This window comes from Corynebacterium aurimucosum ATCC 700975 (assembly GCF_000022905.1).
GTDB lineage: Bacteria > Actinomycetota > Actinomycetes > Mycobacteriales > Mycobacteriaceae > Corynebacterium > Corynebacterium aurimucosum_F.
The window spans coordinates 118,567-144,023 of the sequence record NC_012590.1 but is presented as its reverse complement, the minus strand read 5'-3'; the positions used below and the strand labels follow the sequence as shown (position 1 = coordinate 144,023).

The window sequence follows — 25,457 nt, the reverse complement described above, 5'->3', positions numbered from 1 at the left end:
CGTCTCATTACCCCCACTAAAGAACCAAATTCACCCCTGTTTGCAAAACTTTTTGCAGATTAGCTGCAAAGAATTCTCACCAATGTGTGGGCAACCCCTTTAAGATTCGCGTTGAGCACCGCTACCAGATAGCGGCGAAGGCCACCGCGCCAAGAAGCATCGTCCCCAGCGTAACGGCAACCAGCGCTGGGGCCCCGGGCAGGATAGGTGATGAAGTCCGGGCGAGGATCTCGTCAGCATGGCGGAGCTTAACGGTGGCCAACCACAACACAACGGCCACCACTACCCCGACAATCAGGGCGGCCCATGGCGCAACGGAACGCACGACCAGCAAACCTACGACGAGGCCCGCAAGCCCCGTGCGCTGCCAGGCTAAGCGGGTGCGCTCGGGTTGGAGGCCGGGATCAAAAAGTTCACTCACGCTAGCAGCTCGCCCACCAGAATCATCAGGCCAATGATGATGACCACACCAACAATTAACGCCAACGCCGGGCTTGCCGGGAGCGGACGCGCATGGCGCATCGCACGCTCAGAGGCACCCCAGTGAAACCACGCCACCGCCGGCAGGACGATGGCCACGATCAGCATGATGACGGAGACGACGCGAGTCAGCGTGGTGTTCAGCGGCAGCTCGAAGGTCTCCAGCGCCACACCACCGGCGATAAAGGCCAAGGACGTGCGGATCCACGCCAGAAAGGTGCGCTCATTGGCCATGCTGAAGCGCGGGTCGGGTTCCTCCCCTGTTCCATACACCGAGCCTGGGAAACGTGCCTTCGTCATAGGCGCCACTGTAGCGCCCCGCTCCTCACTGCACAGTGTGAGACTCCCAGAGCACGCCGACTAGGACTGCGAGAAGGCCTCCAGATCCGCAGGGCTGCCGGCGACGACGATGAGGTCGCGGTGGGTGAGCTCGGTGCCGTCGATAAGCGGGTGCCACTGGCCGGGCCCCTCGCAACGGGAGATGAGCTGGACGTTGTGTTCCTCCCACACCTGGTGAAGGTTGAGAGGACCCTTGCTTATCGACGCCGGCGGGGTCATCGCCGTCACGCCATAGTCGGTGGCGATTTCCGCAAAATCCTCGAAGCGCCCGCCCAACAGGTGCGCCACGCGGCGACCCGTATCGCGCTCCGGGCGGATCACGTGGTGCACTCCCAGTTGGCGCAGGATGCGGGCGTGCGCATCCGAATCTGCCTTGGCCCAGATATCGCCCACGCCCAGCTCCACGAGGTTGGAGGCCGTAAGGATGGAATCCTCCAGATCGGAGCCGATGGCCACCACCACGCGCTCTACTTCATCAACGCCCAGCTGGCGGAGGGCCTCGGCGTCGGTGGTATCCGCGGTCACCGCCTCGGTGAGGTACGCGGCGTGTTCGCGCACGTGCTTCTCCTCGGCGTCGATGCCAAGAACCTCCACGCCGTGTTCCATCAGCTCTCGGGCCAGGGAAGAACCGAACCGGCCCATGCCAATGACGACGACCGGCGGAATATTGATGGACGTCTTCTCGCGCCGCAGGGCGCTGAACATGTTAGCCAATGAACGGCCTTTCTTCTGGGTAGCGGTAGCGCAGGCTGACGGTCCGGGCGGCCAGTGCCGCCACGAAGGTGGTGGGTCCTACGCGGCCAACGTACATGATGAGACACAGCATGAGCTGCGATGGTGCGGACAAACTTGCGGTAATACCCGTGGACAAACCCACGGTGGCGAAGGCGGACATGACTTCGAAAGTGACCTGGTCCGCGGTGAACTCGGGGTCCCAGATGCGCAGCGTCGCCACGCCTACGGCAACGACGATCATTCCGGCGGCCGTCAGCGCGAGGGCCTGGCGAAACGTGGACAGCGGCAGGCGACGGTGCCCGATGGAGGTGTCTTCCCGACCCAAGAATTCAGAAATCATCGCCGCGCCCAGAACGCATGCGGTAGTCACCTTGATGCCACCCGCCGTACCGGCGGAGCCGCCGCCGATGAACATCAAGATGTCCGTCACCATCAGCGTCAACGGGTGCGCTTCCCCGTAGTCGATGGCATTGAAACCGGCCGTTCGGGGCGAAGCGCTCATGAAGAAGGCGTTGATCAGCTTCTGGCCCAACGGCATCCCATGCAGCACACCGGAGCCCTCGGAGAGGAAGAAGACCACGGTGCCACCCAGCAACAAGAACGCGGTGGCGCCCAACGTCATCCGGGCGGTCATGGACATACGGTGAATGCGCGGCGTGCCGCCGCGCCACCGCGTTAGCCGTGCGCGGGCCCGTCGCACGAACTCCGCCAGCATGGGATAACCCAAGCCACCGATGATCAGGGCGAAGGCAAGGGGAAGAAGAATCCAGCCATCAGCCGCGAAGGAGATAACGCTGTCCGAATAGGTACTAAACCCTGCGTTATTGAAGGCCGAAATGGCGTGGAACGCTCCTTCCCACGCTGCACGCCCAGGTGCTACACCGTGCTCGGTGGCTAGGCGCACGCCGATGAACACAGCGACGATGGCCTCGCAGATCAGGGTCATGACCAAGGTGAGCACGAGTGCGCGGCGAATGCCGCCGAAGGCCACGGCGCGGCCCTCCGCAGCGATGGTTCGGCGGGCTTTGAAGCTGATGCGGCCGGTCAACAGCATGCCCGACAGCGATGCCAAACTCATGATGCCGAGGCCGCCCAGCTGGATGAGCGTAATAATGACCACCTGGCCGAAGGGCGTCCAATAGGTACCGGTGTCCTCTACCACGAGACCCGTCAAAGAGACCGCTGAGGTAGCCGTAAACAGCGCTGGCAGGAACGGAGTCCACTGCGGAACGTTGGCGGAAATCGGCAGCATAAGAAGTACCGTTCCCACGAGGATGAGCAGGACGAAGCCCACGGCGGTGAGCCGAGCAGGGCCCAGGAAATGACCGCGTTTCACAGCGGTTCAGCTTACTGCTAATTGCTTTCGATGGGCAGTCCTCTCAGTCATAAATATCGCGATTTCATAATGCGAAACATCACAAGCAGCAGCCCAGGCGGTGGCGTCACAAAGTAGGCGCTACATCAGCTTGGTCTTGTCCAAGGTCTCCACCCAACCGTTGGTGAACTTCTCCAGCGGCTTGTGGAAGACCACACCCAGAATGAGCATCGGCACGGCAAAGAGCAAGAGGGCGAACAGGGAGAGCCAGAAATCACCGTGATAGGTTCCGGCGATGGCCGCGCGGAGTGCACGGATGGTGTAGGTCGCCGGCAGCCACGGGCTAATGTTCTGGAACCAATCTGGGAGCACCTGCAGCGGGTAAGCACCGCCCGACGAGGACACCTGAATCACCAGCATCAGCACCGCCAGCGCTTTGCCTGCGTTGGCGAAGGAGACCACGAAGGTATAGCAAATCAGCATAAAGATGAGCGAGCTAACCCAGCCCGCCAACAGCATGAGAATCGGGTGGGCAGGTTCGATCCCCACGAAGAAGATAAGGCCCAGAATCAGCATCGTCGACTGCATGAGACCAACCGCGGCAAACATTCCAAAGCGGCCGAAGAAGCGCTGCATCGGCGAGTACTTGTCCTTGTCCACCACGTCGGTTCGCACGCTCACCGCAGTCAGCAGCGCGCCGACCCACAGCGCCAGCGCCGTGTACATCGGCGTCATGCCGGCGCCGAAGCTCTTAACCGGGTAGACCGCTTGCCTGTCGACGTCCACCGGCGCCGCAATCGCGTGTGCCAGTGCGTCTGGATCGGAACCGATGAGGTCCGCCAACTTCTTCAAGTCACCAGACGCCGCAGCGGAGTCAATATCCTTCCGCAGGTCGCCAAACTTGTTGGCCTTGTCTTGCAGGCCAGAGGCGAGCTTCTGTACCGCATCCCGAGCATCCGTCAAGGAAGAGGAATCAATGGTGACGGGAGTCTTCGCGGTATCCAGGTCCGCGCTTACCTGGCCCAGGGAATCCTGCAGCGCGCGCAAGGATTCACGCAGACCGGAGGTGGAGATTCCCTCCACTGCCTTCTTGGCATCATCGAGGCTGGAGAGATCCGGCTTCGTGGGTTCGGGAGCGTTCGCGGCTGCCGTGAGGCGCGCGTGGAGAGTGCGCTGCGCGTCGATGGCCTCCTCGATACGGCTGAGCGCCTTCTCCTTATCCCCAGCAGGAAGCGGCAGGGCCTCAATGTGGCCGTGCAGGTTCTGGTACTGGGTAATCGTGCCTTCTACCTGGCCGGCTAAGGTATTGAGCGTGGCGACACGGTCGGCGCGGGAGGCGGAGGCGTCGTCGTAAAGCGCATCAATGCGTTGGCGTACCACGTCATAACTGGCGCTGGTGGCATCGAGGGATTGCTGCAGGGCGTCGGTGGAAACATTGAGTGAGGAAGACTGGATCTCCGGCAGCTCCAGGTCTGCCGAGTCCGCAATGCGCTGGGCGCTTTCCATGAGCGGAACCGCGGTATCCACCAGGCCCGCGAGGGAACGCGCGGTACGCGCGGCCATGTCCAGCTGGGTCTGCACACCATCCGCGCGCGCCTGCATCCGGTCCAACACAGCCTTGGTATCGCCCTGGCTCAAGAAGTCGGAGAGTGAGGTGACCAGATCGAAGGAGACGTCACCGACCGTCGTGGTGAAGGCCTCGGCCACCTGAGCCGACACGCCTTCTGCACCCTGACCAGTGATCTTCGGCGCCAGCGCATTCTTCTTCTCATTCGTATAGAAGGACAAGTCGGCGGGCTTGGATCCATCCGTGTAGAAGTTCATCATGTCGGTACTGAAATCTTCCGGCAGCACGATGGCTGCGTAATACTCACCGGACTTGGTACCTTCAATCGCCTCATCGGAAGTCGTCACAACCCAATCCAGCTGCTCGTTTGCACGTAGCTCATTGAGCACCTGGTCGCCGACGTTGATGGGCACCGGCAACAGATCGCTTTTATAGCCGGTGTCCTTGCTAGCCACCGCCACCTTGAGCTGGCTGGTGTTATCGAAGGGATCCCAGCTGGCCAGAACGTTAAACCAGGTGAACAGCATCGGGATAACGACGAGGCCCACGAGCATCACCGTGCTCATCACGTTGCGGCATGCGGTGCGCATGTCGTTGACGAAAAGATCGAGTGTTCCACGCATTAGTTATCCCCCTCCGTGGAGTCGGCCCCGATGCGAGCCGGATGTTTGATGTCATCCTCATCCAACGTCACCAGCTCTGCGGACTGCTTCAGACTGATGCGTAGGTAGTCCAGGGTGACCGCGGCGATAATGATGAGGAAGCACCACGCCGTCCAAATAGCTAGAAGCAGCGGCTTCTGGTCGGGCAAGAGACCGGAGACGACGATGAGGATCACCACGCCGATAACGCCGGCGATGGCCACCAGCTTGAGCCAGTAGCCCCAGTCATGTGCGCGGCGGTCCAGATCCTTCTTCAGACCACTGCGGCTATCCAGCGCCTGGATGACATCCGCGATGCGGTAGCCCGAGCCGACAACCTGCACGTTTTCATAGTCGAAGAGCTCGGTGTCCCGCAGCTCGCGGTTGAAAATGGCATTGAAGTGCGCCAATGCCTTGCGCAGAAGCAGGCCGAAGACAAAGAACAGAATGAACATGAAGGCGAGCACGCCCATGTTCTTGAAGTAGTGGTTGCCGTAGAAGCCACCGATGGTTTCACGCATGGCGTCGATGCCGTACGTGAAGGGCAGCAATGGGTAGATGGTGTGGAAGAAGTTGGGCAGCAGCTCAATCGGGTACAGGCCCGAGGCACCCGGAATCTGGATAATGACAAAGACCACGCAGACGCCACGTCCCAGGTGTCCCAGGGATGAGGACAAGGCGTAGATGATGCTCAGGTAGGCCAGCCCCACGAGCACGCCCGTCAGAATGAAGGCCGGTGCGTTCACGGTTTGCACGCCGATGAGCAGATCACCCACGGTCACCGTGACGGCCTGGACGATGACCATCAAGGCCATGAGGAGGAAGCGGCCCAAATAAGCCTGGCCCACCGTGACTCGGTCGAAGCCTTCCTTATCCACCTCAACCCGGAAGATCACCATGAGAACGAAGGCACCAATCCACAAGGAGAGGTTGGTAAACAGCGCCGCCATAGCGGAGCCGTAGCTGTCCACCGGGTACACAGTTTCGGTCTTCAGCTCGATGGGCTCGGCAAAGAACTTACCGATTTCTTCCGCATCCAGCCCGGTGACATCTTGAACGACTTTGGAGTTCATCGCGGCACGCAGCGAGCCCACATCGCCCTGCATAGCGCGCAGACTGTCCTGCAGGGCAAGGAGGTTGGCATCGAAATCAGACAAGGTGTCCTTCGTGGCACGCAGCTGCTGGGCAACACCATCCAGGAGACCATCTGCCTCCTGCATGGTGCCCTTCTGAGCTTCCAGGGTGGAGCTCAAAGCACTTGCCATGGAGCTCAGATTGCTCATGGCACGGTTGATTTCCGGCACGGCGGTGGTCACGGTATCGCGCAGCGTCTGCGACGTGGCCTTGGTATCTGCCGCTGCCTGGTTGATGGCCTCCGCGCTAGCCTGCACGTTGTCCGCCGCGGCCTGGGTATCCTTGCTCAGCGCATTCAGGTTTCCCACCAATTGGCGGTTGGACTCATTGCCCTCATCGAGGCGCTGGATGGCGTCATCGATTTCCTTGGCCACCTGCGGTGAAAGCGTTGCGGAATCGCGCAGGGCCTTGAGCTGTGCAATCGATTCCGCACTCGCGTCAATGGCGGTGTTGGCCCGCTGCGTGGCGTAATCGAAACGGTCACCGGCCTGGTTCAGGCCCGCGGTGACATCCGCGATAGATTCCTGCGCCTGGGCGGTGCCGTCCGCCACCGCACTTGCACCGCTAACAAAGGCGCCGGTGGTCTGGTCGGTGAAGTCCCCTATGCCTCCTTGGGCCTGGTCGACCAAGGAAGAGACCTCGGCGAGGGCTGTTTGTGCGTCGCCGAGCGCGGCACTCACATCAGCCACCGTGGACTTGGCACCCAACGTGGAATCAGCAGCGGCGTCAAGCTTTCCCTGGATGCGCGCGAGGTTTTCGCGGTTGCCGTCGATCTCCTGCGCGGTCTCCCCGAACGCGGAGCTGGTGTTGTTCATCGCGCGCGTGACTTTTCGCTCGAAGTCAGTACCGGTGTCCTTGACGTTCTCCGCCGCGACGGTGGCCACCTGCTCCTTGAAGGCCGCCGTGATCTGCTTGTCCAGACCTTTGGCACCGGTATCCGTGATCTTCACGGCGATGGCGTTGTTCTTCTCGTTGACGCGGTAAACCAGCTGCGGCTGCGTGAACTTCCCGTCGAGCATGCTCACGAGGTTCTCGCTAAAGTCCTCCGGAATCGTCACCGAGGCATACACGTCTCCCTCTAAAAGGGCTTTCTCGGCTTCGTCGCGCTCAAGGAATTGCCAGCCTATCTGGTCATTCTTTTTGAGTTTCTCAATGACCTCGCTGCCGACATCTATCTTCCCCGTCAGCTCATTGTTAGCACCCTTATCCTCGTTGACCACGGCCACCTTGATGTTGTTGGTATGGCCATAAGGGTCACGAAAAGCCGCGATGTTCACCCATGAATACAACGCGGGGGTGATGACGAGCCCGATGAGAATGATCCACGCCCTGGGGACGCGGCCAAGCCTGGCTACATCTCTGATAAAAATCTTCCAACTTTGGCGCACTGAAGGCAGTGTACCCGTTGCACCTCCCTGTCTCTAACCAGCCAAAATACATAAAGTAATTTAAATAATTAACAAATAAACTTTAACATGGTTTGCCGGATCAAACCCCTGGCTTGAACATATGGCGATGAAAACTAGACTTCAAGTAGTTGAACTTTTGGTATGGAGATGCCTATGCGTAAGACCTTAATCAGCCTCACCGGCCCCGCCTTCGTTGCTGCAGTGGCTTACGTCGACCCCGGCAACGTAGCCGCCAACATCAGTGCCGGCTCCCACTACGGCTACCTCCTGGTGTGGGTACTCGTCGTGGCCAACCTCATGGCCATGTTCATCCAGTACCACTCCGCCAAACTGGGCCTAGTCACCCACCGCTCCCTGCCGGAAATCATGGGCGAGCGTCTCTCCCGCCGCGCGCGCCTAGGCATGTGGGCCCAGGCCGAGCTCATCGCCGCGGCCACCGACCTCGCCGAAGTCATCGGCGGCGCCATTGCCCTGCAACTCCTCTTCAACCTCCCCCTGTTCGCGGGCGCGCTCATCATCGGCGCGGTCTCCATCATTCTCCTCATCTTCCAGAAGAAGAACCAGTGGTTCGAGGGGCTTGTCATCGGCCTGCTCCTGGTCATCTGCATCGGCTTCCTTGCCGGCCTCGCCATCGCCCCGCCCGACCCCGCCGACGTGGCCGGCGGCCTCATCCCCCGCCTAGAGGGCAAGGACAGCATCCTGCTGGCCGCCTCCATGTTGGGCGCCACCGTCATGCCGCACGCCATTTACCTACACTCCTCCCTGACCAAGCAGCGCTACCCCGACCTGGAAATCCCCCACGTGCTGGCCGGCACCCGCGCGGACATCGCCGTGGCGCTGTCCATCGCCGGGCTCGTCAACGTGGGCCTGCTGGTCCTGGCGGGCTCGGCCCTCTACGGCGTGGACGGCACAGAGACCATCTCCGGGGCCCACACGGCGATTGCCAGCCACCTCGGCCCGCTGGCCGGCGTTCTCTTCGCCATCGGCCTGCTGGCCAGCGGCCTCGCCTCGACGTCAGTGGGCGCCTACGCCGGCTCCGAAATCATGGACGGCCTGCTTCACATCAAGGTCCCCCTACTAGTCCGCCGCCTGGTCACGCTCATCCCGGCGCTGGTCATCATCGGCTGCGGGGTCGACCCCACTATGGCACTGGTGGTCAGCCAGGCACTTCTTTCCCTGGGCATCCCCTTCGCCATCATCCCGCTTTTCCGCTATGCCGGCTCCCGGGACGTCATGGGTGAGTTCGCCGCGAAACCCTGGTCTATGGCCGTGGGCTGGACGCTTGCCGCGCTGGTCATCGCACTCAATCTCGCCCTCGTGCTCCTGCCGCTGCTCTAGGCCGCCTACAATCAGCAGCCATGATTGAAGTAGCAGCCGTCGTCATCCGCAACCCACAAGGCCACGTGCTTACCGTGCGCAAGAAGTCCTCCACCAAGTACCAGCTGCCCGGCGGCAAGCCTGAGGCGGGCGAAGCGCTTGTCGACGCCGCCCTGCGCGAAGTCGCCGAAGAAGTAGGCCTCACTCTCGACGCCGAGAGCCTCAACGAACTCGGCACCTTCGACGCCCCCGCCGCGAACGAACCGGGCGAGGCCGTCGTCGGCACCATCTTCACCTGCACCCGCACCGTCACCACCGACGAACCCCACGCCGCCGCCGAAATCGGGGACACCGCCTGGGTCAACCCAACAGCACCCGACCGCGAGCTTGCGCACCTGTTGCGTGACCGCGTCTTCCCCGCGCTGGCTGGGTAGGTACGTTTTCGTAAATTGCATCTCGAAGCCACAGGCCGCATCGCCTGTTTCTACGCATCTGTAGCAGCGCACCTCCGCGCCCATTTTCTCGGCTCATCAACATAAGACAGAGGCAGGTCCGCTGAAATACCCACCCCTACTCAGGCATTTACTTCTTCCCGCTGGGAAGAAACACAAGGACAATGACCAAAACTGCTAGAGCAATCGTGACAGCATACGGCCATTGAACATAAACGGAAAGCGTCATCAGAATAACGCCAATAGTGGCCAAGATTTTTTTCCACATAAATTATTCTCCCTAACCGGTAGATTCTCTTTGACTGCTCTCCAGACAGTTCAGCAACGTCCATATGGCGAAATTCCAAGCACGCTACCCTAAAACCTTCGCCATTTAGTGCAACGATAGTTTTCAAAAACCAACCCGCTGAGGAAGTGCTTTAACTGGAGCGAGAACTGATACTGCCGCAATCAGCACTACCAGAGGCGCACATTTCTTGGGGCAATACATGCCCTTATCCCTTTCGCGAGAAGATGGCCGAGAACTCGGACACCCCCTAGAGTTACATGTGGTAGACAAATTTGGAAGCAAAAAATGGAAACCGTAGACGAACGTATACACTTCCCCAAAAATCCTTGCGAGAGCCCGCAAGAGGGCGTATCTTGCCGCAATTCGCCCTGCTGACATTTAGCCTCCTTTAGGCTTCGGCCTACCTGCTGCTTCTGTCATTGTCGGCACCATCTTCACCTGCACACGCACCGTCACCACCGACGAGCCCCACGCCGCCGCCGAAATCGGCGACACCGCCTGGGTCAACCCAGCTGCACCCGACCGCGAACTTGCGCATCTGTTGCGCGACCGCGTCTTCCCCGCGCTGGCCTAGCGCCAACTGTCAACACTTCGGCGTCATTGACCCCGAAGCCATCAAGAGCTACCCTTTTGAACATGTTCACTGAACACGTTCACCCATCGCGTTCGGCCGCCAAAGCTGGCACCGACAGCAAGGTCCTGGCCACCGCCTACGATCTCTTCCTCACCCAGGGCTACGCCACCACCAGCATCCGGACCATCGCATCCGAGGCTGGCGTCAGCGTGGGAACCGTCATGGGAGTCGGCGACAAACAAACGCTGCTCATCCGCACCATTGGCCAACACATTTCAGAGCTCCACGACGAGATTCGGGGGCAATCCGATAGCCTCCTCGATGTCCTCAAGCCATTCCTCCAGATGTTCACCGGCCACGAAGAACTCTCCCGTGCGTTCGGCGCGGCACTCATCCAACAAGGAAATCAAGGCGAAGCACTCACCGCGCTCAAAACACTCCTGACCGATGAAATCACCCTGCGCCTTGGCTCCAGACTCAACAGTGACGATGCAGCCGAGTACTCCAACCTGCTATACAACGTCTACCTCGGCTTTCTCATCGGGTGGGCCGCGGGCCTCTACGACACCGAACAACTCACCTCCCAAGCCGCCTCATCCATCGAACGCCTCAACACCGCATTCGGAGTAACCCAATGATCCTAGAATCCTCCCCCGCTTGGCCCTCCCTGCTACTGGCTGCCATCCTGCTTGGCGACGCCGCCCTCTCCCTCAAACCAGTCCCCTTTATCGAAGCCTGCCTCAGCGGCGTCAAACTCCCCAAGGACTGGTGGTGGGCGCTCATTGTCATCAAGTATCTCGCCGCCGCAGGACTCATTGCCGGCCTCTGGTTCCCCGGCGTAGGAATTGCAACCATGGTTGGCGTCATCGCATACTTCTGCGCAGCCGCAGCAGCCCATGTCCGCGCCCACTTCCTCGGTAGCGCATTCTGGATCAACTGCTTAGGCATGCTCGCACTCTCCATCGGAGTACTGATCCTGACGCTCGCACTGAATTAAGACACCAGTCAACCTTTCACGGCTTCCTGAAGGCAGATGCATCATTGCACCCCTTGATTGATGACTTGATGCTTTCTACTCTAAACGTATGCGCACCAGGATAGACCTCCCCTCCTTCGATTGCGGCGGACCAGCTCTAGTTGATCTCAGCGACAAGGAAGCCGTGTGGGCGGCGCTCGATGATCATTCCTGATGTCAACATTCTCGTTCATGCCTTCCACTCCGCAGCACCACAACATGAACCCGCTCAACAGTGGCTAAGTAGTGCTCTGAATCGGCATGAAACAATTGAGCTCCTGGATGTTGTGGCAACAGGCACCTAAAACTCTGCCATCAGGCTCAATGGTAACTTGGCAAATCCCCTGTAAAGTTTGACGCTTATTTCCACTATCCATATCTGAAAAGGCAGACAACGCAGCACGAAAACTTGGTTCCTCAGAATACTCTCTAATTTTCTCTGGGACTGCAGTAAACGAACGCCAGTCTCCAAGTTCGTTCGTCAACTTCATCACCTCATCAGCCGATAGCTTTCGCTTAAGACCTTCGGAAGGATCTCTGTCGAGCCTCTGTTTATATTGACTAGCTTTTGTTATTTCCACCCATCTCCAGATATTTCAAAATCACGGTCTTATATTCCGGCAAGAGATTTTGCAAACCCGAAATCTCATCCTTTCCAAATAAACCTAGCTTTTCATGCTCGATGCTTTCACTAATATCAATCCCTTCATTCAATGACACGGTGACCCCATATGCGATAATCGCAACCGGATTTTCCACTTTCGGATCTCTTAGAAGAAACGCATCTACTAGGGTATCGGGGAGAGTCTCTAAATTTGCCTCTTCTTTCAACTCGCGCTGAGCTGTCTCGCGAAGCGATAAGTCTCCCCTGTCCGGCCAGCCTCCGAGTAGCTCCCAATCCCCCCTAGGATTAAGCCCCAATAGCACCTTACCGCCGAGGACTGGAATAACCTTCACACTAGCGTGAACAAAAAACCATCCAGTTTGAGAGTCGATCATTTTTCTCCTTAGATCACGTTATTGAATGCTTTTGGGGACAAAAAATCTGTAGCTGAGCAAATTCCCGTTACCAATATTACCGAAAGCACGAATGGGTATCCTGCAGAAGAAGCTTGCGCTAAAGCGGCCCTTCCGGTTTTAGAGTGCCTCGCAGCCACAGGACGCAAGTGCTGAACTAGGTGACCAATAATTCTTCGGAACCACCCTGCCCCCATTTCGCCATCAAGCACATTCGCCCGATAATTACTTCTTTTTCATCCCCCACCTCACTACGCCGTTCGTTGCTTCGGGAAGTGGCTGCAGGGAATAGCACTCATGGATTTTGGAAAGAACAAAATATTTGGAGAAAGGGATTTGTTCACAATGGACTTTAAGTTTTGAATCCCACGCGAAAGCGTCCAAGCCATACCAAGCCTTGAATTGTCGCTGCAGGCAGTCGAAACCGTTAATTCCAAAGAAACTACACAGCTCGGCAATAGTAAATTCAGCTACAACGCTGTCTTCATGCAGCCTAATTCGAACAAAGCTCTCATCGGGATCGATGTTCACGTTACTTTCCACATCCCAGATTGGCTCATTTGGTAACTCCATGACGCTCCCAGCCAGCACAGATTAAGCTCAGTGCCTTCATTCTAAGTTCTCTGCTCACAGGCTGCCGACATACGAAGCGACTGAAAACGTAGAATCCCGAGCCACCGGTAAAACGATGACTCGGGTTCTGTAGTTTGCGGAGACGAGAGGATTTGAACCTCCGGACCTACGCAAGTAAGTCAACTCCTTAGCAGGGAGCCCCATTCGGCCGCTCTGGCACGTCTCCAGCGATTCGCAATGAATCGTCCATCACTCTACCTGAGTGCTTCCCCTATGGACAAAATGGGGCTTCCCTATTCTTTCCCTGAAGCGCCGCATGCAGCTTGAGGGCCACGTAGAGAGCCGCGCAGCGCCAGCCGTCATCGAGCACGCCGGGCCCGAGAATCTCACGCACGCGGTCTAGGCGGTAATGCAGAGTAGCGCGGTGAATATAGAGTGCATTAGCGGTCGCAGAGACATTGCGGGAATGCTCAAAATAGGTCAGCAGGGTGTGCCAGTAGGAGTTGCGGAGGTCGTCGAGAAGCACCGCGGCATCCGGGCTCATCTCCGCCACCGTTGCTGAGGTCAGCTCCCATCCGCGCAGCAACCGCCACGCGCCAGCCTCCTCCCAGCGCAGTAAATCCTGGCCGCAGAGCTTGGCCACGTCCGCCATGAGTCGCGCCTGCGGGGCCGTCGGCGCCGAGCCGCGGGCTACCACTTCGGCGCCGGCGACGAGCGCGGCACTCTGTAGCTCCTCCATGAGAGCCTCGGTGTCCTTGTCATCGCGACGGCACTCAATGAGCACGAGGGAATCGTGAGAATCCGCAACCAGGAAAGGACGGCGCACCAGCGGGCGGGCAAGCTCCACGGCCACCGCGCGCTGATCGCCCTCCACCAGCACGCGATGCACGGTCAGCTCACCATCGGAGGGCAAGAGATCGCGCTCACGCGCCCCAGCCAGCGCGGCTGGATCACCGGTGAGCACCTCGCGGGCCAGCTCGCCGAGCTGTTGGGCGCGGGCGGCGAGGGGCGCATCGCGTTCGTCGATAAGCCTGGCTAGCGGAGCCGTTAAAGAACCGAGGCGGACCAAGGGGGCATCACCCAGCGCGGGCTCATCAATAATCCACAGATAGCCCACGAGCCGATCCTCATGACGCAGGGGGATGACCACGCGAGGCAGCATGTCATAGCGCGGGTTGGCGGGCAGGCGAACCGGCAGAACCGCCTCTTGAATACCGAAACTCAGCATCCACGGAATCGGCTCCGGGGGCGGGGTGCGATTAAGAATAGAGGCCGCACGGTTCTTATCGATGGCACCAATCTGAGCACTGGCCGCGATCACCGCGATGGCGGGGGTAGTCACCTCAACGGAACGCTGCAGGATCTGGGCACAATCGTCGACGATGTCTTGAATGTTCATCAGCTGCGGGGGCGGCACTTTTGACATATGTCAAAGATACTTAAGAATATTGTCTAGTGACAAACAAAACTGTGCTGCGCAATAATCTCCTACAGCTAAATGACCCATGTCACACATATACGTTCATGAAGGGCGTCTTTATGACCACAACCAATAATTCCGTCAAAGCACAGGACGTTGTCGCCAGCGACAACACGAGTGCAGACGACGGCCTGCAGCGCGGCATGAAGTCGCGCCACCTGCAGATGATCGCTTTTGGCTCGTGCATCGGCACGGGCCTCTTCTTAGGCTCAGGCGCCTCCATCCAGGAGGCCGGCCCCGGCGTTATCGCCGCCTATGCCATCGGCGGCTTCATCATCTTCCTCATCATGCGCATGCTTGGTGAGATGGCCGTGGAGCACCCCGTCGCCGGTTCTTTTAGCGCGTATGCCCGCGAGTACATCGGCCCCATCGCTGGCTTCGTCACCGGCTGGAACTGGTGGTTTACCACCATCGTCGTCGGCATGCTGGAGCTCACCGCTGCCGGAACCATCATGGACTTCTGGTTCCCCGGAATCCCACACTGGCTGACCGCTCTCGTCGCGCTCGTTATCGTCACCGCCATCAACCTGGTGCACGTCGGCGCCTTCGCCGAGGCGGAATTCTGGCTCTCCCTCATCAAGGTTGCCGCGCTCATCCTCATGATCGTCGTCGGCGCGGCCATTGTCTTCGGCCTCACCCCGGAGCCCGCCCTGGGCTTAAGCAACATCACTGAGCACGGCGGCTTCTTTCCTAACGGCGCTACCGGCATGCTCTTCTCCCTCGTCGCGGTGTTTTTCTCCTTCGGCGGCATCATCTCCATTGGTACCGCCGCGGGCGAGGCGCAGGATCCCGCTAAAAGCCTGCCCAAGGCCATCAACAACGTCATCTGGCGCATCCTCATTTTCTACGTCGGCGGCATCAGCATCATCGTGCTGCTCGCTCCGTGGAATGAGCTCGATACCTCTACCTCCCCCTTCGTACGCGCGCTGAGCACCCTAGGCATTACGGCCGCCGCCACGGGCCTCAACCTCATCGTGCTCGTCGCCGCCGTCTCCGTGTTCAACACCATGACCTTCTCCGGCGCGCGCATGCTGCGGGATCTTTCCCGCGGCGGCCAAGCCCCGCCCTTCTTCAACTCCGTCAGCGCCAAGGGCGTGCCGGTTCGCGCCTTGCTCTTCAACTCCCTGCTCATGGGTTCTGCCGTGCTGCTTAATTTCCTCTTCGAGGGCAAGATCCTGATTGTTCTCCTCGCCATCATCGTCGGCGCGGAGCTCATCTCCTGGTCCGCCATTGCCATAGCACACCTGAACTTCCGCAAGCGCTGCCCGGATGCTGCTTTCCGCGCACCCCTCTACCCCATCGCTAACTACTTGTGCTTGGGCTTCTTCGCCCTCATAGTCGCCTTAATGTTTACGCTGCCCGACTACCGCACCGGCGCCATTGTCCTACCCTGTTGGATTGTGACCTTGGCCCTCATCTGGCTGGGCAAGAAGCGCCACGACGCCCGAAACAACTAGAAAGGACCCTCTCATGCAGACCACCATTGGTGATTTCATCCTGGACCGCCTCAAGGCCATCGGCATTACTGAAATCATCGGCGTGCCCGGTGACTTCAACCTGAGCTTCCTCGAGCAGATTGAGGCATCCGAGGGCATCCGCTTCGTCGGCGCCTGCAACGAGCTCAACGCCGCCTATGCTGCCGATGGCTACGCCCGCCAACGCGGCGTAGGCTGCCTGCTCACCACCTATGGCGTGGGCGAGCTTTCCGCCCTCAACGGCATCGCCGGTGCACGTGCCGAACACGTCCCGCTGGTGTCGCTGGCGGGCGCGCCGCCGCAGTACGCCACGGAGTTCCGCTGGAACCTGCACCACTCGCTTGCCGACGGCGACTTTGCCAACATGCTGGATTCCTTTGCACCCTTCACCGAGGTGGCCACGCGTGTGTCCCCCATGAACGTGGTCGAGGAATTCGACCGCGCCCTGCACACCTGCCTGCGCGAGAAACGCCCGGTCCACATCCAGATTCCTTCCGATATCACGCACCTGAGCATCGAGGTCCCCGACGAGCCTTTCTCCACCGAGCTGGCGCCCTCCGATCCGGAGCGCCTGAACGCCGCTGCGGACTACGTGCTGGAGCACCTCGCGAAGGCCAAGGACCCGATCATCCTCATCGATCAGGACACCAACCGCCACGGTTTCACGGAGAAGTTCCGCGCCATCATCGACAAGGCCCAGCTGCCCTACTCCCAGCTCTCTTCTGGCAAGGCCATCTTGTCTGAGCGCCACCCGCTCTTCATCGGCACATACAACGGCGCGGCGTCGGCACCGGGCGTGCAGGAGCGCATCGAAAAGTCCGACTTCCTGGTCACCACAAACCCGCGCTTCATCGAGGTCAACTCCGGCTCCTTCACCCACAACCTGGCCGATGCCCGCGTCTATAACTTCGGCGACCAGCACCTCAACGCTGACGGCGAGTACTTCGTGGGCATCAATACGCTGGAGCTTCTCGACGTCCTCCTCGACCGCATCCCGGAAGCTGGGGCATCAACAAGCGCGGCTTTCGAGCCCGAGCCCTTCGAGCCGAACCCGGATGCCCCGCTGACCCAGGAGCGCATCTGGCCGCAGATGCTCGGCTTCATCCAGGAAGATGACGTGGTCATCGCCGAGGCCGGCACCTCCAATATCGGCCTGGGCCAGCAGCGCATGCCCGAAGGCGTGCAGTACATCAACTCCACCATTTGGGGCTCCATCGGCTTTACCCTGCCGTGCGTCCTCGGCTCGCAGCTGGCTAACCCCAAGCGCCGCCATGTCCTCTTCATTGGTGACGGCTCCTTCCAGCTCACCGCCCAGGAGCTCTCCACCATCCTGCGCCAGGACCTCAAGCCCATCATTGTGTTGGTGAACAACGATGGCTACACCATCGAGCGCTACATCTTGGGCATGGAGCGCGAGTACAACGAGATCCAGATGTGGGATTACACGGCTCTGCCGAAGGCCTTCATGAAGGACACCACGATGGAGTCTTACGTGGCCTCAACCGAAAGCGAGCTGGCCAAGGCCCTAGACGACATCGCTGCCCACCCAGAGCGCGGCGCCTTCCTCGAGGTGCGCCTTGATGCTTTCGACGCGCCGAAGGGCCTTCAGGCCTTCGGCCCGCAAACCGCTGACTTCGACTTCGGGCCCCGCGGCCCGCGCAACGCCTAAGGTGGAGACCATGATTCGACCAGACCTTTCCTCCCTGCCCGCCTACGTTCCCGGAAAGAACGCCGAGCACGCCTTGAAGCTCTCCTCCAATGAGGCAACTCAGGAGCCGCTGCCCGGCGCGCTCAAGGCCATGGAAACTGCAGCCGCACACGTCAACCGCTACCCGGATATGGGCGCGGTGGAAATCCGCAAGGCGCTCGCCGAAAACCTTGGCGTCACCCCGGAGCAGGTCACCTGCGGCGCGGGTTCCTCCGCGATATGCCAGCAGCTGGTGCAGATCACCTCGGTGCCCGGTGATGAGATTGTCTTCCCCTGGCGCTCCTTCGAGGCTTATCCCATCTTCGCGCAGGTCGTGGGTGCTACCCCGGTCAAAGTCCCGCTCACGGCGGATCACCGCGTCGACTTGGAGGCCATGGCGGCTGCCATCACGGATAAGACCCGCCTGATCTTCGTGTGCAACCCGAATAACCCCACGGGCTCCATCATCACCAAGGAGGAGCTCGACGCCTTCCTGGCCAAGGTCCCGAAGGACGTCATCGTGGCGCTCGATGAGGCCTACATCGAGTACAACCGCAACGACGCCGTCCCGCTGGCCACCGACTATGTCCACACCCACGACAATGTCATTGGCCTGCGCACCTTCTCCAAGGCCTATGGCCTGGCCGGCATCCGCTTGGGCTATGCCTTCGGCAACGCCGAGATCATCGAGGCCTTAAGCAAGGTATCCATCCCCTTCTCCGTGAACTCGGTGGCACAAGCTGGCGCTGTGGCCTCGCTGGCCGCCCAGAAGGAGTTGCGCGAGCGCACCGACGAGACCGTTAAGCAGCGCGACCGCCTGGTGGAGCACTTCGCGGACTTTGGCGTTCCGGAGTCCCAGGCCAACCACATCTGGTTCGCCGCCGACAGCATTGCGAAGCTGGGCTCCCCGCAGGAGGTCGCCGCACAGCTCGCGGAGAATGACGTCCTCGTCCGCGCCTTCCCCGAGGGCGTGCGCGTCACCGTCACTACGGCGGAGGAGACCGAGACGCTGCTCAAGGCCTGGGACGCGGCCTTCGGTGCAGAGGGCTAGTTTCCGCGTTAGAGTGCAGTTGTGAAGACATTTATCAATTTTGCACTCAACGTCATTGCCGTCGCGGTGGCCTTCTGGGCCGTGGTGGCGATTGTCCCCGGAATCGACATTGTCCCTGCGACCACCCAGAATTTCCTGCTCATCGCGGCGGTCTTCATCATCGTCAACGAGGTCGTCACCCCGGTGCTCCGCTTCCTCGGCGCACCGCTGACCTGCCTAACACTGGGCCTCTTCGCGCTCGTCATCAACGGCGCGGTCCTGCTCCTCGTCAGCGCGCTGATGGACTCACTCGTCATCGACGGCTGGGGTGCCGCCATCATCGGCGCGGTTGTCCTCGCCATTGTTTCCAGCGTGGTGAACTTCTTCACCAGCCCGCTGCGGGTCCGCAACTAACCCCCAGCAAAAGGCGGGAGAACGTCGACTCGGGAGGCGTCGGCAAGCACGGCGTCCTCGGTAGCGCTCGCGCCATCCACCAGGAAGGTGCAGCGCTCCAGCACCTCCGCAAAGCTCATGCCGGCCTCGGTGCTGCCAGTATGCCGAGCACGCAACACGTCCAACAGCTCCCCCAAGGTCGCCGCCTGCGCCGTGTCTTGCGCGCGCCCCGCAGCAGCGCGGGCTGCGGCAAAGTAGTGTATGTCAACCATGGTTGCCACTATGCCAGCCTCTGTGACAGGAAGGAACCCGATGCGCACCTATGAGGAACACCTCGCCGCCGTTCGCGCGGCCCTTCCGCAGCCCCGGGTGGTCTCCACTCCCCTGACCAGCGCCTTCGGCCGCCGCTCCGCCGCCACGTACCGCGCGGAACACAACCTTCCACCTTTCGATAATTCGCAGATGGACGGCTATGCGCTTTCCACATGTGACGGCGGCGCCTTCACCGTCGGCCGCACCATCGCGGCGGGTGATCCTCCGGGCTCGCTCGAGCACGGCACCGCCCTCCCCATCATGACCGGCGCGAAAATCCCCGAGGGCACTGCCACCATCGTCCCCGTCGAACACTGCGAACCCCCGCACTTCCCGGAAGAGGGCGCCACGGTCACCGTGCCGGCAGCCCCCGAGCAGTTCATCCGCCGTGCCGGCTCCGATGTCCAGGCCGGCACGACCCTCATCAACGAGCACGCGCTTCTCGACGCCCCCTCCATCGCCACCCTCGCCTCCCAGGGCCTGGCCGAGGTCCTCACATACGCGCCCGCCCGCATCCTCATCTGCACCGGCGGCGCGGAAATCGGTGGCACGGGCGAGGCCACCATCCCCGATTCCAATGCACCGATGCTCGCGGCCTTGGCTGCGCAGTATGGCATCGACGTGGCCGGCTTCGTGCGCACGAATGACGATCCTTCTGCCCTGCGCGCGGACCTCGCCGAAGCGGTCATCACCCACCGCCCCGATGTCATCGTCACCTCCGGCGGCATCTCCCACGGAAAGTTCGAGGTCATCCGCCAAATCTTCGAAAAGGACGGCTGGTTCGGCCACGTGGCGCAGCAGCCCGGCGGCCCGCAGGGCCTATCACGTTTAGGCGAGGTGCCCGTTGTCTGCTTCCCCGGCAACCCCATCTCCACGCTGGTGAGTTTCCGCCTCTACTTAGCGCCCGTTATCGGCCACGCTCCCGCTCCATTTAGAGCACACCTTACTGAGCCCGCCGAAGGCCTCAACAACCGCGAACAGTTCCGCCGTGGAATCCTCAACATTTCCGATGGCATCACCCAAGCCTCCTTCCTCGGCGGCACCAGCTCCCACCTGATGTCCCAGGCCATCGGTGCTACTGCCCTCATCCGTATCCCGGCTAATACGCAGCTTTCAGCCGGCGACCTCGTGGGGGTATTCCCACTCTCATGACCCGCCGCGCACTCGTTATTGTTGCCTCGACCCGCGCCGCCGCCGGTGAGTACGAGGACCGCTCCGGACCCATCCTGGTGAACTTCCTTCGTGAGCAAGGTTTCGATACCCCGCAGCCCCTCGTCGTCGCGGACGCCGATATCGACTCAGCCCTCGCCACTGCCTTCGCCGATGCACCCTCCGTCATCCTCACCTCCGGCGGCACCGGCATCACGCCGGATGACCGCACCGTCGAAGCACTCACCCCACATCTTGACCGCGAACTGCCCGGCCTGGCCCACGCCTTCTATGCGCACTCGGCGGCCATCCCCACCGCGGCACTCTCGCGTACCGTTGCGGGCGTTTCTGGTCGGACTTTCGCCATGGCCCTCCCCGGCTCTACGGGTGCGGCCAAGGACGGCTGCGCGGTCCTCGAACCAGTTCTTCACCACATCATCAACCAGCTGGAAGGCATCAATGAGCACTAACTTCGGCCTACTCGGCGCGCACATCAGTGCTGAGCCCATCACGGCCCCCGACATCGCCACCGCGGAAACGGGTGCCGTCGTTTTATTCGACGGCATCGTGCGCAACCACGATTCCGGCCGGGGCGTTAAGCTCCTGACCTACACCGCGCACCCCTCAGCCCAGCAGGAAATCGAGCGTGTCGCCGGCGAGGTCGCCGCCGCTTTCCCCGCCGTCCGCCTGTGGTGCGCGCACCGGACTGGAGCACTAGAAATCGGCGAATCCGCCTTCATCGTCGCCGCCGCCTCCGCGCACCGCAAGGACGCCTTCGAAGCGGCGTCGACCTGCGCCGACCGCGTCAAGGCGGAAGTCCCCATCTGGAAAGAACAGCTGCATACCGATGACACCACCACGTGGGTAGGCCTGGAATGAGCTCACGTTATGCACGCCAGGAAACCCTGTGGGGAACCTCCACACAGGAACGACTTCGCGCCTCCACCGTCGCAGTCATCGGCGCCGGTGGCCTGGGCTCGCCTGCCCTGCTCTACCTGGCAGGCGCTGGCGTGGGGCGCATCCTGCTTTTCGACGACGACACCGTCTCCCTCTCAAACCTGCACCGCCAAGTCATCCACAGCACAGCAACCGTGGGCCAGCCCAAAACCGAATCCGCCGCTGCGGCTTTGAGTGCCCTCAACCCGGAGTGCACCGTCGAGCAGTTCTCACGCCTGACACCCGATACCGCCCTCGACCAGCTGCGCGGCGCTGACCTCATCATCGACGGCACCGATAACTTCTACTCCCGCCACCTTGCCTCCTGGTCCGCCCATGAGCTGGACATTCCGCACGTGTGGGCCTCGCTTCTGGGATACGACGCGCAGCTCACCGTCTTCCACTCCGGCCACGGCCCGGTCTACGAGGACCTCTTCCCCACCGATCCGCAGGTGCCCTCCTGTTCGCAGGCCGGCGTGCTGGGACCGGTCGTCGGCGTGGCCGGCTCCGCCCTGGCTGTCGAAGCGCTCAAGCTCCTCACGGGCATCGGCACCCCGCTCATCGGCACGCTGGGCTACTACGATTCCCTCGCCGGGACCTGGGAATACATCCCCGTGCGCGCGAACGGCGCCACCCCGGCGCGCCCCGACAACCCCACGGACATCCGCGAGATCCCAGAGGACGCCACGCTTATCGACGTCCGCACCTCCCCCGAGCGCGCCGCCTCCCTCATCCCCGGCTCGCAGCACCTCCCGCTCGATGAGATCCTCGCCGGCCACAACCCGACCCTAGACCCCGCCGACCTTGCCGTCCTCTACTGCGCCAGCGGCCTGCGCTCCGCCCAGGCCGTCGAGGCCCTGCGCGCCCGCGGCTTCAGAAACGTCTACTCGCTGCGCGGCGGCATCGACGCCTGGCAAGAGCACATCTCCGAACTCTCGGCCGAAGCCGACGCCGAGGCGAGCTAGAGACCATTTCTCTCGATGACCTAGAGGCCGAACGTAGCGTGGAGAATTAACTTCACGCCGCGCGGTGCGAAAGCCTTCCGAAAGCTAGCCAGGCCAATGCAGAAGAGAGTCAGCAGGTTTCTTCGCGAAGTCTACGATTAATCAGCCAACGGGTCGGTTCCGCCGAGCTTCATCTCGAAACGCTCGTAGTCCTCTAGGTTCGCAAAGTGCCGCGAGTAGAGATCACAATCGCGGTCTACATAACCATAGAGGGCTGGCGCGACATCCACGATATGCCGTACCTTCACGTCCTCACCATCGGCCTGCTCGTTCGCCATCGCTTCAACGCGCTCTCGAGCCTTCTCTTCCGACTCCGCATACACAATATAAAAGTCCTCGCGGAAGAAGCTTTGGGCAGATGAACTGGACTTTTTAGCAAGCTCCATCACGACAATTCCAACATAAGGTTCCATTGCCGGCTACTGTCCTTTCCGGTTCTTGGTCAGCTTGGGCTCGACTCTACCTGCTCACCCAGACCACGTAGCGTGGAAAGAATCAGCCGGTCGCCCTTTAAGCACATCTCCAATGAAGATCCATTCCGCGCCCACGGCTTCAGCAGCGTCTACTCGCTGCGCGGCGGCATCGACGCCTGGCAAGAGCACAACGACACATAGCCCGCACTCTTGCTCAGTCTCCTCTGCTCACATGGCATCTTGTAAAAGGCATCAACCAGAAGGCGTTTTCAGAGCCAAAAACGCCTTTTACCCCCGCGCAAATGGCGTTTTAATCCCAAAGATGCCTTTTGACAGATGCCTTTTGCCAGACGCCTTTCGCAGAGGTCCTCGGCCGGTCGCCTTGTAAACTCACTGCCATGAGAAGCCGCCAGTATTACGTCGCTACCGCTGTGGTGTGTGCTCTCACGCTGGTGTACATGCTGCTGCGCTGGGATTCGGTGCCTGATCCCATCCCGGTCCACTTCGATGGCTCGGGCAACCCGGACCGCTTCGAGCCCAAATCTTTCCTCAACGCAACGGTCCTGGTGTGGATCGGCGTTGTGTTCGCCATTGCGCTGCCGCTGTGCGTGCCGCCGATCTCGCTGGCTCGAAAAACAATGGATGTTCCGGCAGAGTCAACTCTTCCGTTCTCCGAGGCCACGGCACAGCGCGCGGAGCTGCTCACTGGAAAGACCTCCACGTTCATTGCCCAGACAGTCCTCACCATGACGGCCTGCGTGTGCCTCACTGCGGTCTGCACCGTCATTCCGGATATCCCCTTCTCGGGCTTTCTCCTCGTGGCCGCGTGGATAGCCTTCACCGTGTTCATCATGATTCAGGGCGTCCGGTTAACGCTGACATCTGCGAAGGCTGTGAAAGCCATACCAACCGACGATGATGAAAAGGTTCGCAACGAAGCACTTCGTTTTGCCGGTGGCATGGGCGTCTACAACGAGCCCACAGACCCCATGTGCATGGCAGTCTTCCCCACGAATCCATCGAAGCTGCAGATCAACACCGCGCACGAACCGGGCCGGCGCTACCTGTGGCGCATGGGCATCGCCCTCACTGCATCCATAGCATTCTGCGTGCTCATCGCCGTACTCTAGGCATATGGAGCACCTGTTTGAGCGCGCACACTCGATTCTTTCTGATGCCACCCACGTCGAGGTGTTCACCGGCGCGGGCATGAGCGCGGATAGCAGCATCGCCACGTACCGCGATGCGCAGACGGGCATTTGGGAGAACGTGGATCCGGTGGCGATGGCGTCGATAAGCGCATGGCGCAATGATCCTAAGCCCATGTTCGCCTGGTACCTGTGGCGCGCCCAGCTGGCGCAGCGGGCCGCGCCCAACGCCGGGCACCGCGCAATTGCTGCCGCACGCGGCATGACGGTGACCACGCAAAACATCGATAACCTGCACGAGCGCGCCGGAAGCCAAGACGTGGTTCACCTGCATGGCTCCTTGTTCGCATTCCGCTGCACCGACTGCGATACGCCGTATGACGAGGACATTGCACTGCCGAGCGAACCGGTCGAGAGCATCACCCCACCCGAATGCCCCGTGTGCGGCGGGCTCGTGCGCCCGGGCGTGGTGTGGTTCGGCGAGGCCCTGCCCGACGACGAATGGGCCGAGGCCGAGCGCCGCATGTCCACCGCAGACGCGTTGCTCATCGTGGGTACCTCCGGCGTGGTCTACCCCGCCGCCGGCCTGCCACAGATTGCCCATGCGCGCGGCATCCCCATCGTGGAAGTCACCCCACAGCCCACGGACCTCTCGCCGCTTGCCGACGTCGTGGTCACCGCCACCGCAGCAGAGTCGCTGCCTCGCATCCTAGCGGGGCGGATCGGATAAACAGCAACCCGACATCCGCAGCCCTTGCCCTCCAAAATGTACAAGATGTACATTCGTCGTATGAAAACAATGTCAGTGGCATCCAGTCAATTCCGCCAATCCCAAAGCCAAATTCTTGACGAGGCACAGCACACGCCCGTCGCCATCACTAGTCGTGGAAGCCGTGTTCGCGCTTTTGTCGTCTCTCCTTCATTTTTCGCCCGCGCAGTCGAAGCACTGGAGGATCGTGAGGATGTTCAGACCGCAGAGATTGCCCGAGGAGAAGCCGTAGAGATTTCACACGAAGACCTCAAAAAAGAACTCGGACTCACCTAATCGCCTTCTATGGCTGACTCCACTTATCACATCACCTATAAGGCATCCGCAGCCAAGGAGCTACGCAAGCTCGACAGGCCGACACAGAGGCGACTACTTGCTGCAATCGAAGACTTGGCCGTTACCCCTCGCCCGGATGGAGTAAAGAAGCTAAAAGCCTCGGACGACCTGTATAGAATTCGAGTCGGACACTATCGCGTGGTTTACGAGATCTTAGACGGAAAGCTCGTGGTGCTCGTGCTACGCGTTGCTCACCGACGAGATGTTTACCGGAAATAGGCAAAATTCCTCTCAGATAAACAAAACCGGTTCCACCCTGCTAGAAGGTGAATACTCCACTTCGATCGGAAGATAGTTCTTAGACATCTAGATCGATGTCGTGCTCCTTAGCCTTTCCGTCCAGCACTTGCTCGTAAGACTCCAATAGCCGGCGAGCATTGACTGGGGAGCCGAAAAGATAATCAGTCTCTACCCACGCCGAATAGTTATCCTCTGACATCACGAAACCGCCTTCCTTACCACAACCAT

At 60.6% G+C, this 25,457-nt stretch carries 29 protein-coding genes and 1 tRNA gene; 17 read left to right on the top strand and 13 right to left on the bottom strand.

Features of this window, described 5'->3' with window-relative positions; genetic code table 11:
* Positions 1-121: 121 nt before the first annotated feature.
* The 6 genes from CAURI_RS00880 to CAURI_RS00855 all read right to left on the bottom strand — a co-directional run bounded on the left by CAURI_RS00880 (position 122) and on the right by CAURI_RS00855 (position 7,599).
* Positions 122-421: a DUF202 domain-containing protein gene (locus tag CAURI_RS00880; RefSeq protein ID WP_010188386.1), complete on the bottom strand. Its 300-nt coding sequence runs from the start codon at positions 419-421 to the stop codon at positions 122-124.
* On the bottom strand, positions 418-780 hold the full coding sequence (locus CAURI_RS00875) for a YidH family protein (RefSeq protein ID WP_010188385.1): 363 nt from the start codon (positions 778-780) through the stop codon (positions 418-420). Before CAURI_RS00875 ends, CAURI_RS00880 begins: the two co-directional genes overlap by 4 nt.
* 60 nt (positions 781-840) lie before the next feature.
* A complete protein-coding gene (locus tag CAURI_RS00870) occupies positions 841-1,524 on the bottom strand; it encodes a potassium channel family protein (protein WP_010188384.1) in 684 nt (227 codons plus the stop codon).
* Position 1,525: 1 nt separating this feature from the next.
* Complete coding sequence (locus tag CAURI_RS00865) at positions 1,526-2,890, bottom strand: TrkH family potassium uptake protein (RefSeq protein ID WP_010188383.1); 1,365 nt, start codon at positions 2,888-2,890, stop codon at positions 1,526-1,528.
* Positions 2,891-3,010: 120 nt separating this feature from the next.
* On the bottom strand, positions 3,011-5,059 hold the full coding sequence (locus CAURI_RS00860) for a YhgE/Pip domain-containing protein (RefSeq protein WP_010188377.1): 2,049 nt from the start codon (positions 5,057-5,059) through the stop codon (positions 3,011-3,013).
* A complete protein-coding gene (locus CAURI_RS00855; protein ID WP_012714752.1) occupies positions 5,059-7,599 on the bottom strand; it encodes a YhgE/Pip domain-containing protein in 2,541 nt (846 codons plus the stop codon). The genes CAURI_RS00860 and CAURI_RS00855 overlap by 1 nt, the downstream gene beginning before the upstream one ends.
* Positions 7,600-7,773: 174 nt before the next feature.
* Between CAURI_RS00855 and CAURI_RS00850 the strand changes: the two genes are divergently transcribed.
* From CAURI_RS00850 to CAURI_RS00835, 4 genes are all read left to right on the top strand, one after another.
* Complete coding sequence (locus CAURI_RS00850) at positions 7,774-8,958, top strand: Nramp family divalent metal transporter (protein WP_011272788.1); 1,185 nt, start codon at positions 7,774-7,776, stop codon at positions 8,956-8,958.
* A 20-nt stretch (positions 8,959-8,978) separates the two neighbouring features.
* Positions 8,979-9,371: an NUDIX hydrolase gene (locus CAURI_RS00845; RefSeq protein ID WP_010188366.1), complete on the top strand. Its 393-nt coding sequence runs from the start codon at positions 8,979-8,981 to the stop codon at positions 9,369-9,371.
* A gap of 943 nt (positions 9,372-10,314) precedes the next feature.
* A complete protein-coding gene (locus CAURI_RS00840) occupies positions 10,315-10,890 on the top strand; it encodes a TetR/AcrR family transcriptional regulator (protein WP_010188362.1) in 576 nt (191 codons plus the stop codon).
* Positions 10,887-11,249, top strand: coding sequence for a DoxX family protein (locus CAURI_RS00835; protein ID WP_010188361.1), 363 nt, complete (start codon positions 10,887-10,889; stop codon positions 11,247-11,249). Before CAURI_RS00840 ends, CAURI_RS00835 begins: the two co-directional genes overlap by 4 nt.
* 579 nt (positions 11,250-11,828) lie before the next feature.
* On the opposite strand, the gene CAURI_RS00830 is transcribed toward CAURI_RS00835, so the two are convergent.
* The 4 genes from CAURI_RS00830 to CAURI_RS00815 form a co-directional block, all read right to left on the bottom strand.
* Positions 11,829-12,266, bottom strand: coding sequence for an NUDIX domain-containing protein (locus CAURI_RS00830; protein ID WP_010188359.1), 438 nt, complete (start codon positions 12,264-12,266; stop codon positions 11,829-11,831).
* A gap of 243 nt (positions 12,267-12,509) precedes the next feature.
* The gene (locus CAURI_RS00825; protein ID WP_035116966.1) at positions 12,510-12,857 is read right to left on the bottom strand and encodes a hypothetical protein; all 348 of its coding nucleotides are present in this window, start codon (positions 12,855-12,857) and stop codon (positions 12,510-12,512) included.
* A gap of 137 nt (positions 12,858-12,994) precedes the next feature.
* Positions 12,995-13,083, bottom strand: a tRNA-Ser gene (locus CAURI_RS00820).
* Positions 13,084-13,128: 45 nt separating this feature from the next.
* Entirely contained in the window at positions 13,129-14,283 is a 1,155-nt protein-coding gene (locus CAURI_RS00815) for a PucR family transcriptional regulator (RefSeq protein WP_012714748.1), read from the bottom strand.
* A 113-nt stretch (positions 14,284-14,396) separates the two neighbouring features.
* On the opposite strand from CAURI_RS00815, the gene CAURI_RS00810 reads away from it, so the two are divergent.
* The 4 genes from CAURI_RS00810 to CAURI_RS00795 are packed head-to-tail and all read left to right on the top strand — an operon-like array spanning position 14,397 to position 18,943.
* Complete coding sequence (locus CAURI_RS00810) at positions 14,397-15,794, top strand: amino acid permease (RefSeq protein WP_012714747.1); 1,398 nt, start codon at positions 14,397-14,399, stop codon at positions 15,792-15,794.
* A gap of 13 nt (positions 15,795-15,807) precedes the next feature.
* Positions 15,808-17,481, top strand: coding sequence for an alpha-keto acid decarboxylase family protein (locus CAURI_RS00805; protein ID WP_010188354.1), 1,674 nt, complete (start codon positions 15,808-15,810; stop codon positions 17,479-17,481).
* Positions 17,482-17,491: 10 nt separating this feature from the next.
* Positions 17,492-18,550, top strand: coding sequence for a histidinol-phosphate transaminase (gene hisC / locus CAURI_RS00800; protein ID WP_010188353.1), 1,059 nt, complete (start codon positions 17,492-17,494; stop codon positions 18,548-18,550).
* Between the two features lie 21 nt (positions 18,551-18,571).
* Positions 18,572-18,943 carry a phage holin family protein gene (locus CAURI_RS00795; RefSeq protein WP_010188352.1) on the top strand — a complete coding sequence of 124 codons (372 nt, stop codon included), beginning with the start codon at positions 18,572-18,574 and terminating at the stop codon, positions 18,941-18,943.
* Here CAURI_RS00795 and CAURI_RS00790 read toward each other — a convergent pair.
* On the bottom strand, positions 18,940-19,194 hold the full coding sequence (locus CAURI_RS00790; RefSeq protein WP_010188351.1) for a MoaD/ThiS family protein: 255 nt from the start codon (positions 19,192-19,194) through the stop codon (positions 18,940-18,942). The genes CAURI_RS00795 and CAURI_RS00790 overlap by 4 nt on opposite strands.
* Before the next feature lie 40 nt (positions 19,195-19,234).
* Between CAURI_RS00790 and CAURI_RS00785 the strand changes: the two genes are divergently transcribed.
* Genes CAURI_RS00785 through CAURI_RS00770 form a run of 4 tightly spaced genes read left to right on the top strand, consistent with a single transcriptional unit; the run spans position 19,235 to position 22,284 of the window.
* Entirely contained in the window at positions 19,235-20,386 is a 1,152-nt protein-coding gene (locus tag CAURI_RS00785) for a molybdopterin molybdotransferase MoeA (RefSeq protein WP_010188350.1), read from the top strand.
* A complete protein-coding gene (locus tag CAURI_RS00780; protein ID WP_010188349.1) occupies positions 20,383-20,853 on the top strand; it encodes a MogA/MoaB family molybdenum cofactor biosynthesis protein in 471 nt (156 codons plus the stop codon). The genes CAURI_RS00785 and CAURI_RS00780 overlap by 4 nt, the downstream gene beginning before the upstream one ends.
* Positions 20,843-21,262 (top strand): molybdenum cofactor biosynthesis protein MoaE, encoded by a 420-nt coding sequence (locus tag CAURI_RS00775; RefSeq protein ID WP_010188346.1) that lies wholly within the window; start codon positions 20,843-20,845, stop codon positions 21,260-21,262. Before CAURI_RS00780 ends, CAURI_RS00775 begins: the two co-directional genes overlap by 11 nt.
* The gene (locus tag CAURI_RS00770; RefSeq protein WP_010188345.1) at positions 21,259-22,284 is read left to right on the top strand and encodes a ThiF family adenylyltransferase; all 1,026 of its coding nucleotides are present in this window, start codon (positions 21,259-21,261) and stop codon (positions 22,282-22,284) included. Before CAURI_RS00775 ends, CAURI_RS00770 begins: the two co-directional genes overlap by 4 nt.
* A 137-nt stretch (positions 22,285-22,421) precedes the next feature.
* Here the strand turns inward: CAURI_RS00770 and CAURI_RS00765 are convergent, their stop codons facing one another.
* On the bottom strand, positions 22,422-22,736 hold the full coding sequence (locus CAURI_RS00765) for a DUF4288 domain-containing protein (protein ID WP_010188343.1): 315 nt from the start codon (positions 22,734-22,736) through the stop codon (positions 22,422-22,424).
* A gap of 72 nt (positions 22,737-22,808) precedes the next feature.
* Between CAURI_RS00765 and CAURI_RS14165 the strand changes: the two genes are divergently transcribed.
* The 5 genes from CAURI_RS14165 to CAURI_RS00745 all read left to right on the top strand — a co-directional run bounded on the left by CAURI_RS14165 (position 22,809) and on the right by CAURI_RS00745 (position 25,208).
* On the top strand, positions 22,809-22,937 hold the full coding sequence (locus CAURI_RS14165) for a rhodanese-like domain-containing protein (protein ID WP_256380802.1): 129 nt from the start codon (positions 22,809-22,811) through the stop codon (positions 22,935-22,937).
* Between the two features lie 197 nt (positions 22,938-23,134).
* Positions 23,135-23,866, top strand: coding sequence for a DUF1648 domain-containing protein (locus CAURI_RS00760; RefSeq protein WP_010188341.1), 732 nt, complete (start codon positions 23,135-23,137; stop codon positions 23,864-23,866).
* A gap of 4 nt (positions 23,867-23,870) precedes the next feature.
* The gene (locus CAURI_RS00755; RefSeq protein WP_010188339.1) at positions 23,871-24,614 is read left to right on the top strand and encodes an NAD-dependent deacylase; all 744 of its coding nucleotides are present in this window, start codon (positions 23,871-23,873) and stop codon (positions 24,612-24,614) included.
* 45 nt (positions 24,615-24,659) lie between these two features.
* On the top strand, positions 24,660-24,929 hold the full coding sequence (locus CAURI_RS00750) for a prevent-host-death family protein (protein WP_236660854.1): 270 nt from the start codon (positions 24,660-24,662) through the stop codon (positions 24,927-24,929).
* Positions 24,930-24,938: 9 nt separating this feature from the next.
* Positions 24,939-25,208, top strand: a complete 270-nt coding sequence (locus CAURI_RS00745; RefSeq protein ID WP_010188336.1) for a type II toxin-antitoxin system RelE family toxin — start codon at positions 24,939-24,941, stop codon at positions 25,206-25,208.
* A gap of 79 nt (positions 25,209-25,287) precedes the next feature.
* Here the strand turns inward: CAURI_RS00745 and CAURI_RS13910 are convergent, their stop codons facing one another.
* Positions 25,288-25,428: a type II toxin-antitoxin system Phd/YefM family antitoxin gene (locus tag CAURI_RS13910; RefSeq protein WP_010188335.1), complete on the bottom strand. Its 141-nt coding sequence runs from the start codon at positions 25,426-25,428 to the stop codon at positions 25,288-25,290.
* Between the last annotated feature and the right edge of the window lie 29 nt (positions 25,429-25,457).

Coding starts and splice junctions, on each gene's coding strand:
- CAURI_RS00875 (WP_010188385.1), bottom strand. CDS start 780: ATGACGAAGGCACGTTTCCCAGGCTCGGTGTATGGAACAGGGGAGGAA.
- CAURI_RS00870 (WP_010188384.1), bottom strand. CDS start 1,524: ATGTTCAGCGCCCTGCGGCGCGAGAAGACGTCCATCAATATTCCGCCG.
- CAURI_RS00860 (WP_010188377.1), bottom strand. CDS start 5,059: ATGCGTGGAACACTCGATCTTTTCGTCAACGACATGCGCACCGCATGC.
- CAURI_RS00850 (WP_011272788.1), top strand. CDS start 7,774: ATGCGTAAGACCTTAATCAGCCTCACCGGCCCCGCCTTCGTTGCTGCA.
- CAURI_RS00845 (WP_010188366.1), top strand. CDS start 8,979: ATGATTGAAGTAGCAGCCGTCGTCATCCGCAACCCACAAGGCCACGTG.
- CAURI_RS00840 (WP_010188362.1), top strand. CDS start 10,315: ATGTTCACTGAACACGTTCACCCATCGCGTTCGGCCGCCAAAGCTGGC.
- CAURI_RS00835 (WP_010188361.1), top strand. CDS start 10,887: ATGATCCTAGAATCCTCCCCCGCTTGGCCCTCCCTGCTACTGGCTGCC.
- CAURI_RS00830 (WP_010188359.1), bottom strand. CDS start 12,266: ATGATCGACTCTCAAACTGGATGGTTTTTTGTTCACGCTAGTGTGAAG.
- CAURI_RS00825 (WP_035116966.1), bottom strand. CDS start 12,857: ATGGAGTTACCAAATGAGCCAATCTGGGATGTGGAAAGTAACGTGAAC.
- CAURI_RS00815 (WP_012714748.1), bottom strand. CDS start 14,283: ATGTCAAAAGTGCCGCCCCCGCAGCTGATGAACATTCAAGACATCGTC.
- CAURI_RS00810 (WP_012714747.1), top strand. CDS start 14,397: ATGACCACAACCAATAATTCCGTCAAAGCACAGGACGTTGTCGCCAGC.
- CAURI_RS00805 (WP_010188354.1), top strand. CDS start 15,808: ATGCAGACCACCATTGGTGATTTCATCCTGGACCGCCTCAAGGCCATC.
- hisC (WP_010188353.1), top strand. CDS start 17,492: ATGATTCGACCAGACCTTTCCTCCCTGCCCGCCTACGTTCCCGGAAAG.
- CAURI_RS00790 (WP_010188351.1), bottom strand. CDS start 19,194: ATGGTTGACATACACTACTTTGCCGCAGCCCGCGCTGCTGCGGGGCGC.
- CAURI_RS00785 (WP_010188350.1), top strand. CDS start 19,235: ATGCGCACCTATGAGGAACACCTCGCCGCCGTTCGCGCGGCCCTTCCG.
- CAURI_RS00780 (WP_010188349.1), top strand. CDS start 20,383: ATGACCCGCCGCGCACTCGTTATTGTTGCCTCGACCCGCGCCGCCGCC.
- CAURI_RS00775 (WP_010188346.1), top strand. CDS start 20,843: ATGAGCACTAACTTCGGCCTACTCGGCGCGCACATCAGTGCTGAGCCC.
- CAURI_RS00770 (WP_010188345.1), top strand. CDS start 21,259: ATGAGCTCACGTTATGCACGCCAGGAAACCCTGTGGGGAACCTCCACA.
- CAURI_RS00765 (WP_010188343.1), bottom strand. CDS start 22,736: ATGGAACCTTATGTTGGAATTGTCGTGATGGAGCTTGCTAAAAAGTCC.
- CAURI_RS00760 (WP_010188341.1), top strand. CDS start 23,135: ATGAGAAGCCGCCAGTATTACGTCGCTACCGCTGTGGTGTGTGCTCTC.
- CAURI_RS00755 (WP_010188339.1), top strand. CDS start 23,871: ATGGAGCACCTGTTTGAGCGCGCACACTCGATTCTTTCTGATGCCACC.
- CAURI_RS00750 (WP_236660854.1), top strand. CDS start 24,660: ATGTACATTCGTCGTATGAAAACAATGTCAGTGGCATCCAGTCAATTC.
- CAURI_RS00745 (WP_010188336.1), top strand. CDS start 24,939: ATGGCTGACTCCACTTATCACATCACCTATAAGGCATCCGCAGCCAAG.
- CAURI_RS13910 (WP_010188335.1), bottom strand. CDS start 25,428: ATGTCAGAGGATAACTATTCGGCGTGGGTAGAGACTGATTATCTTTTC.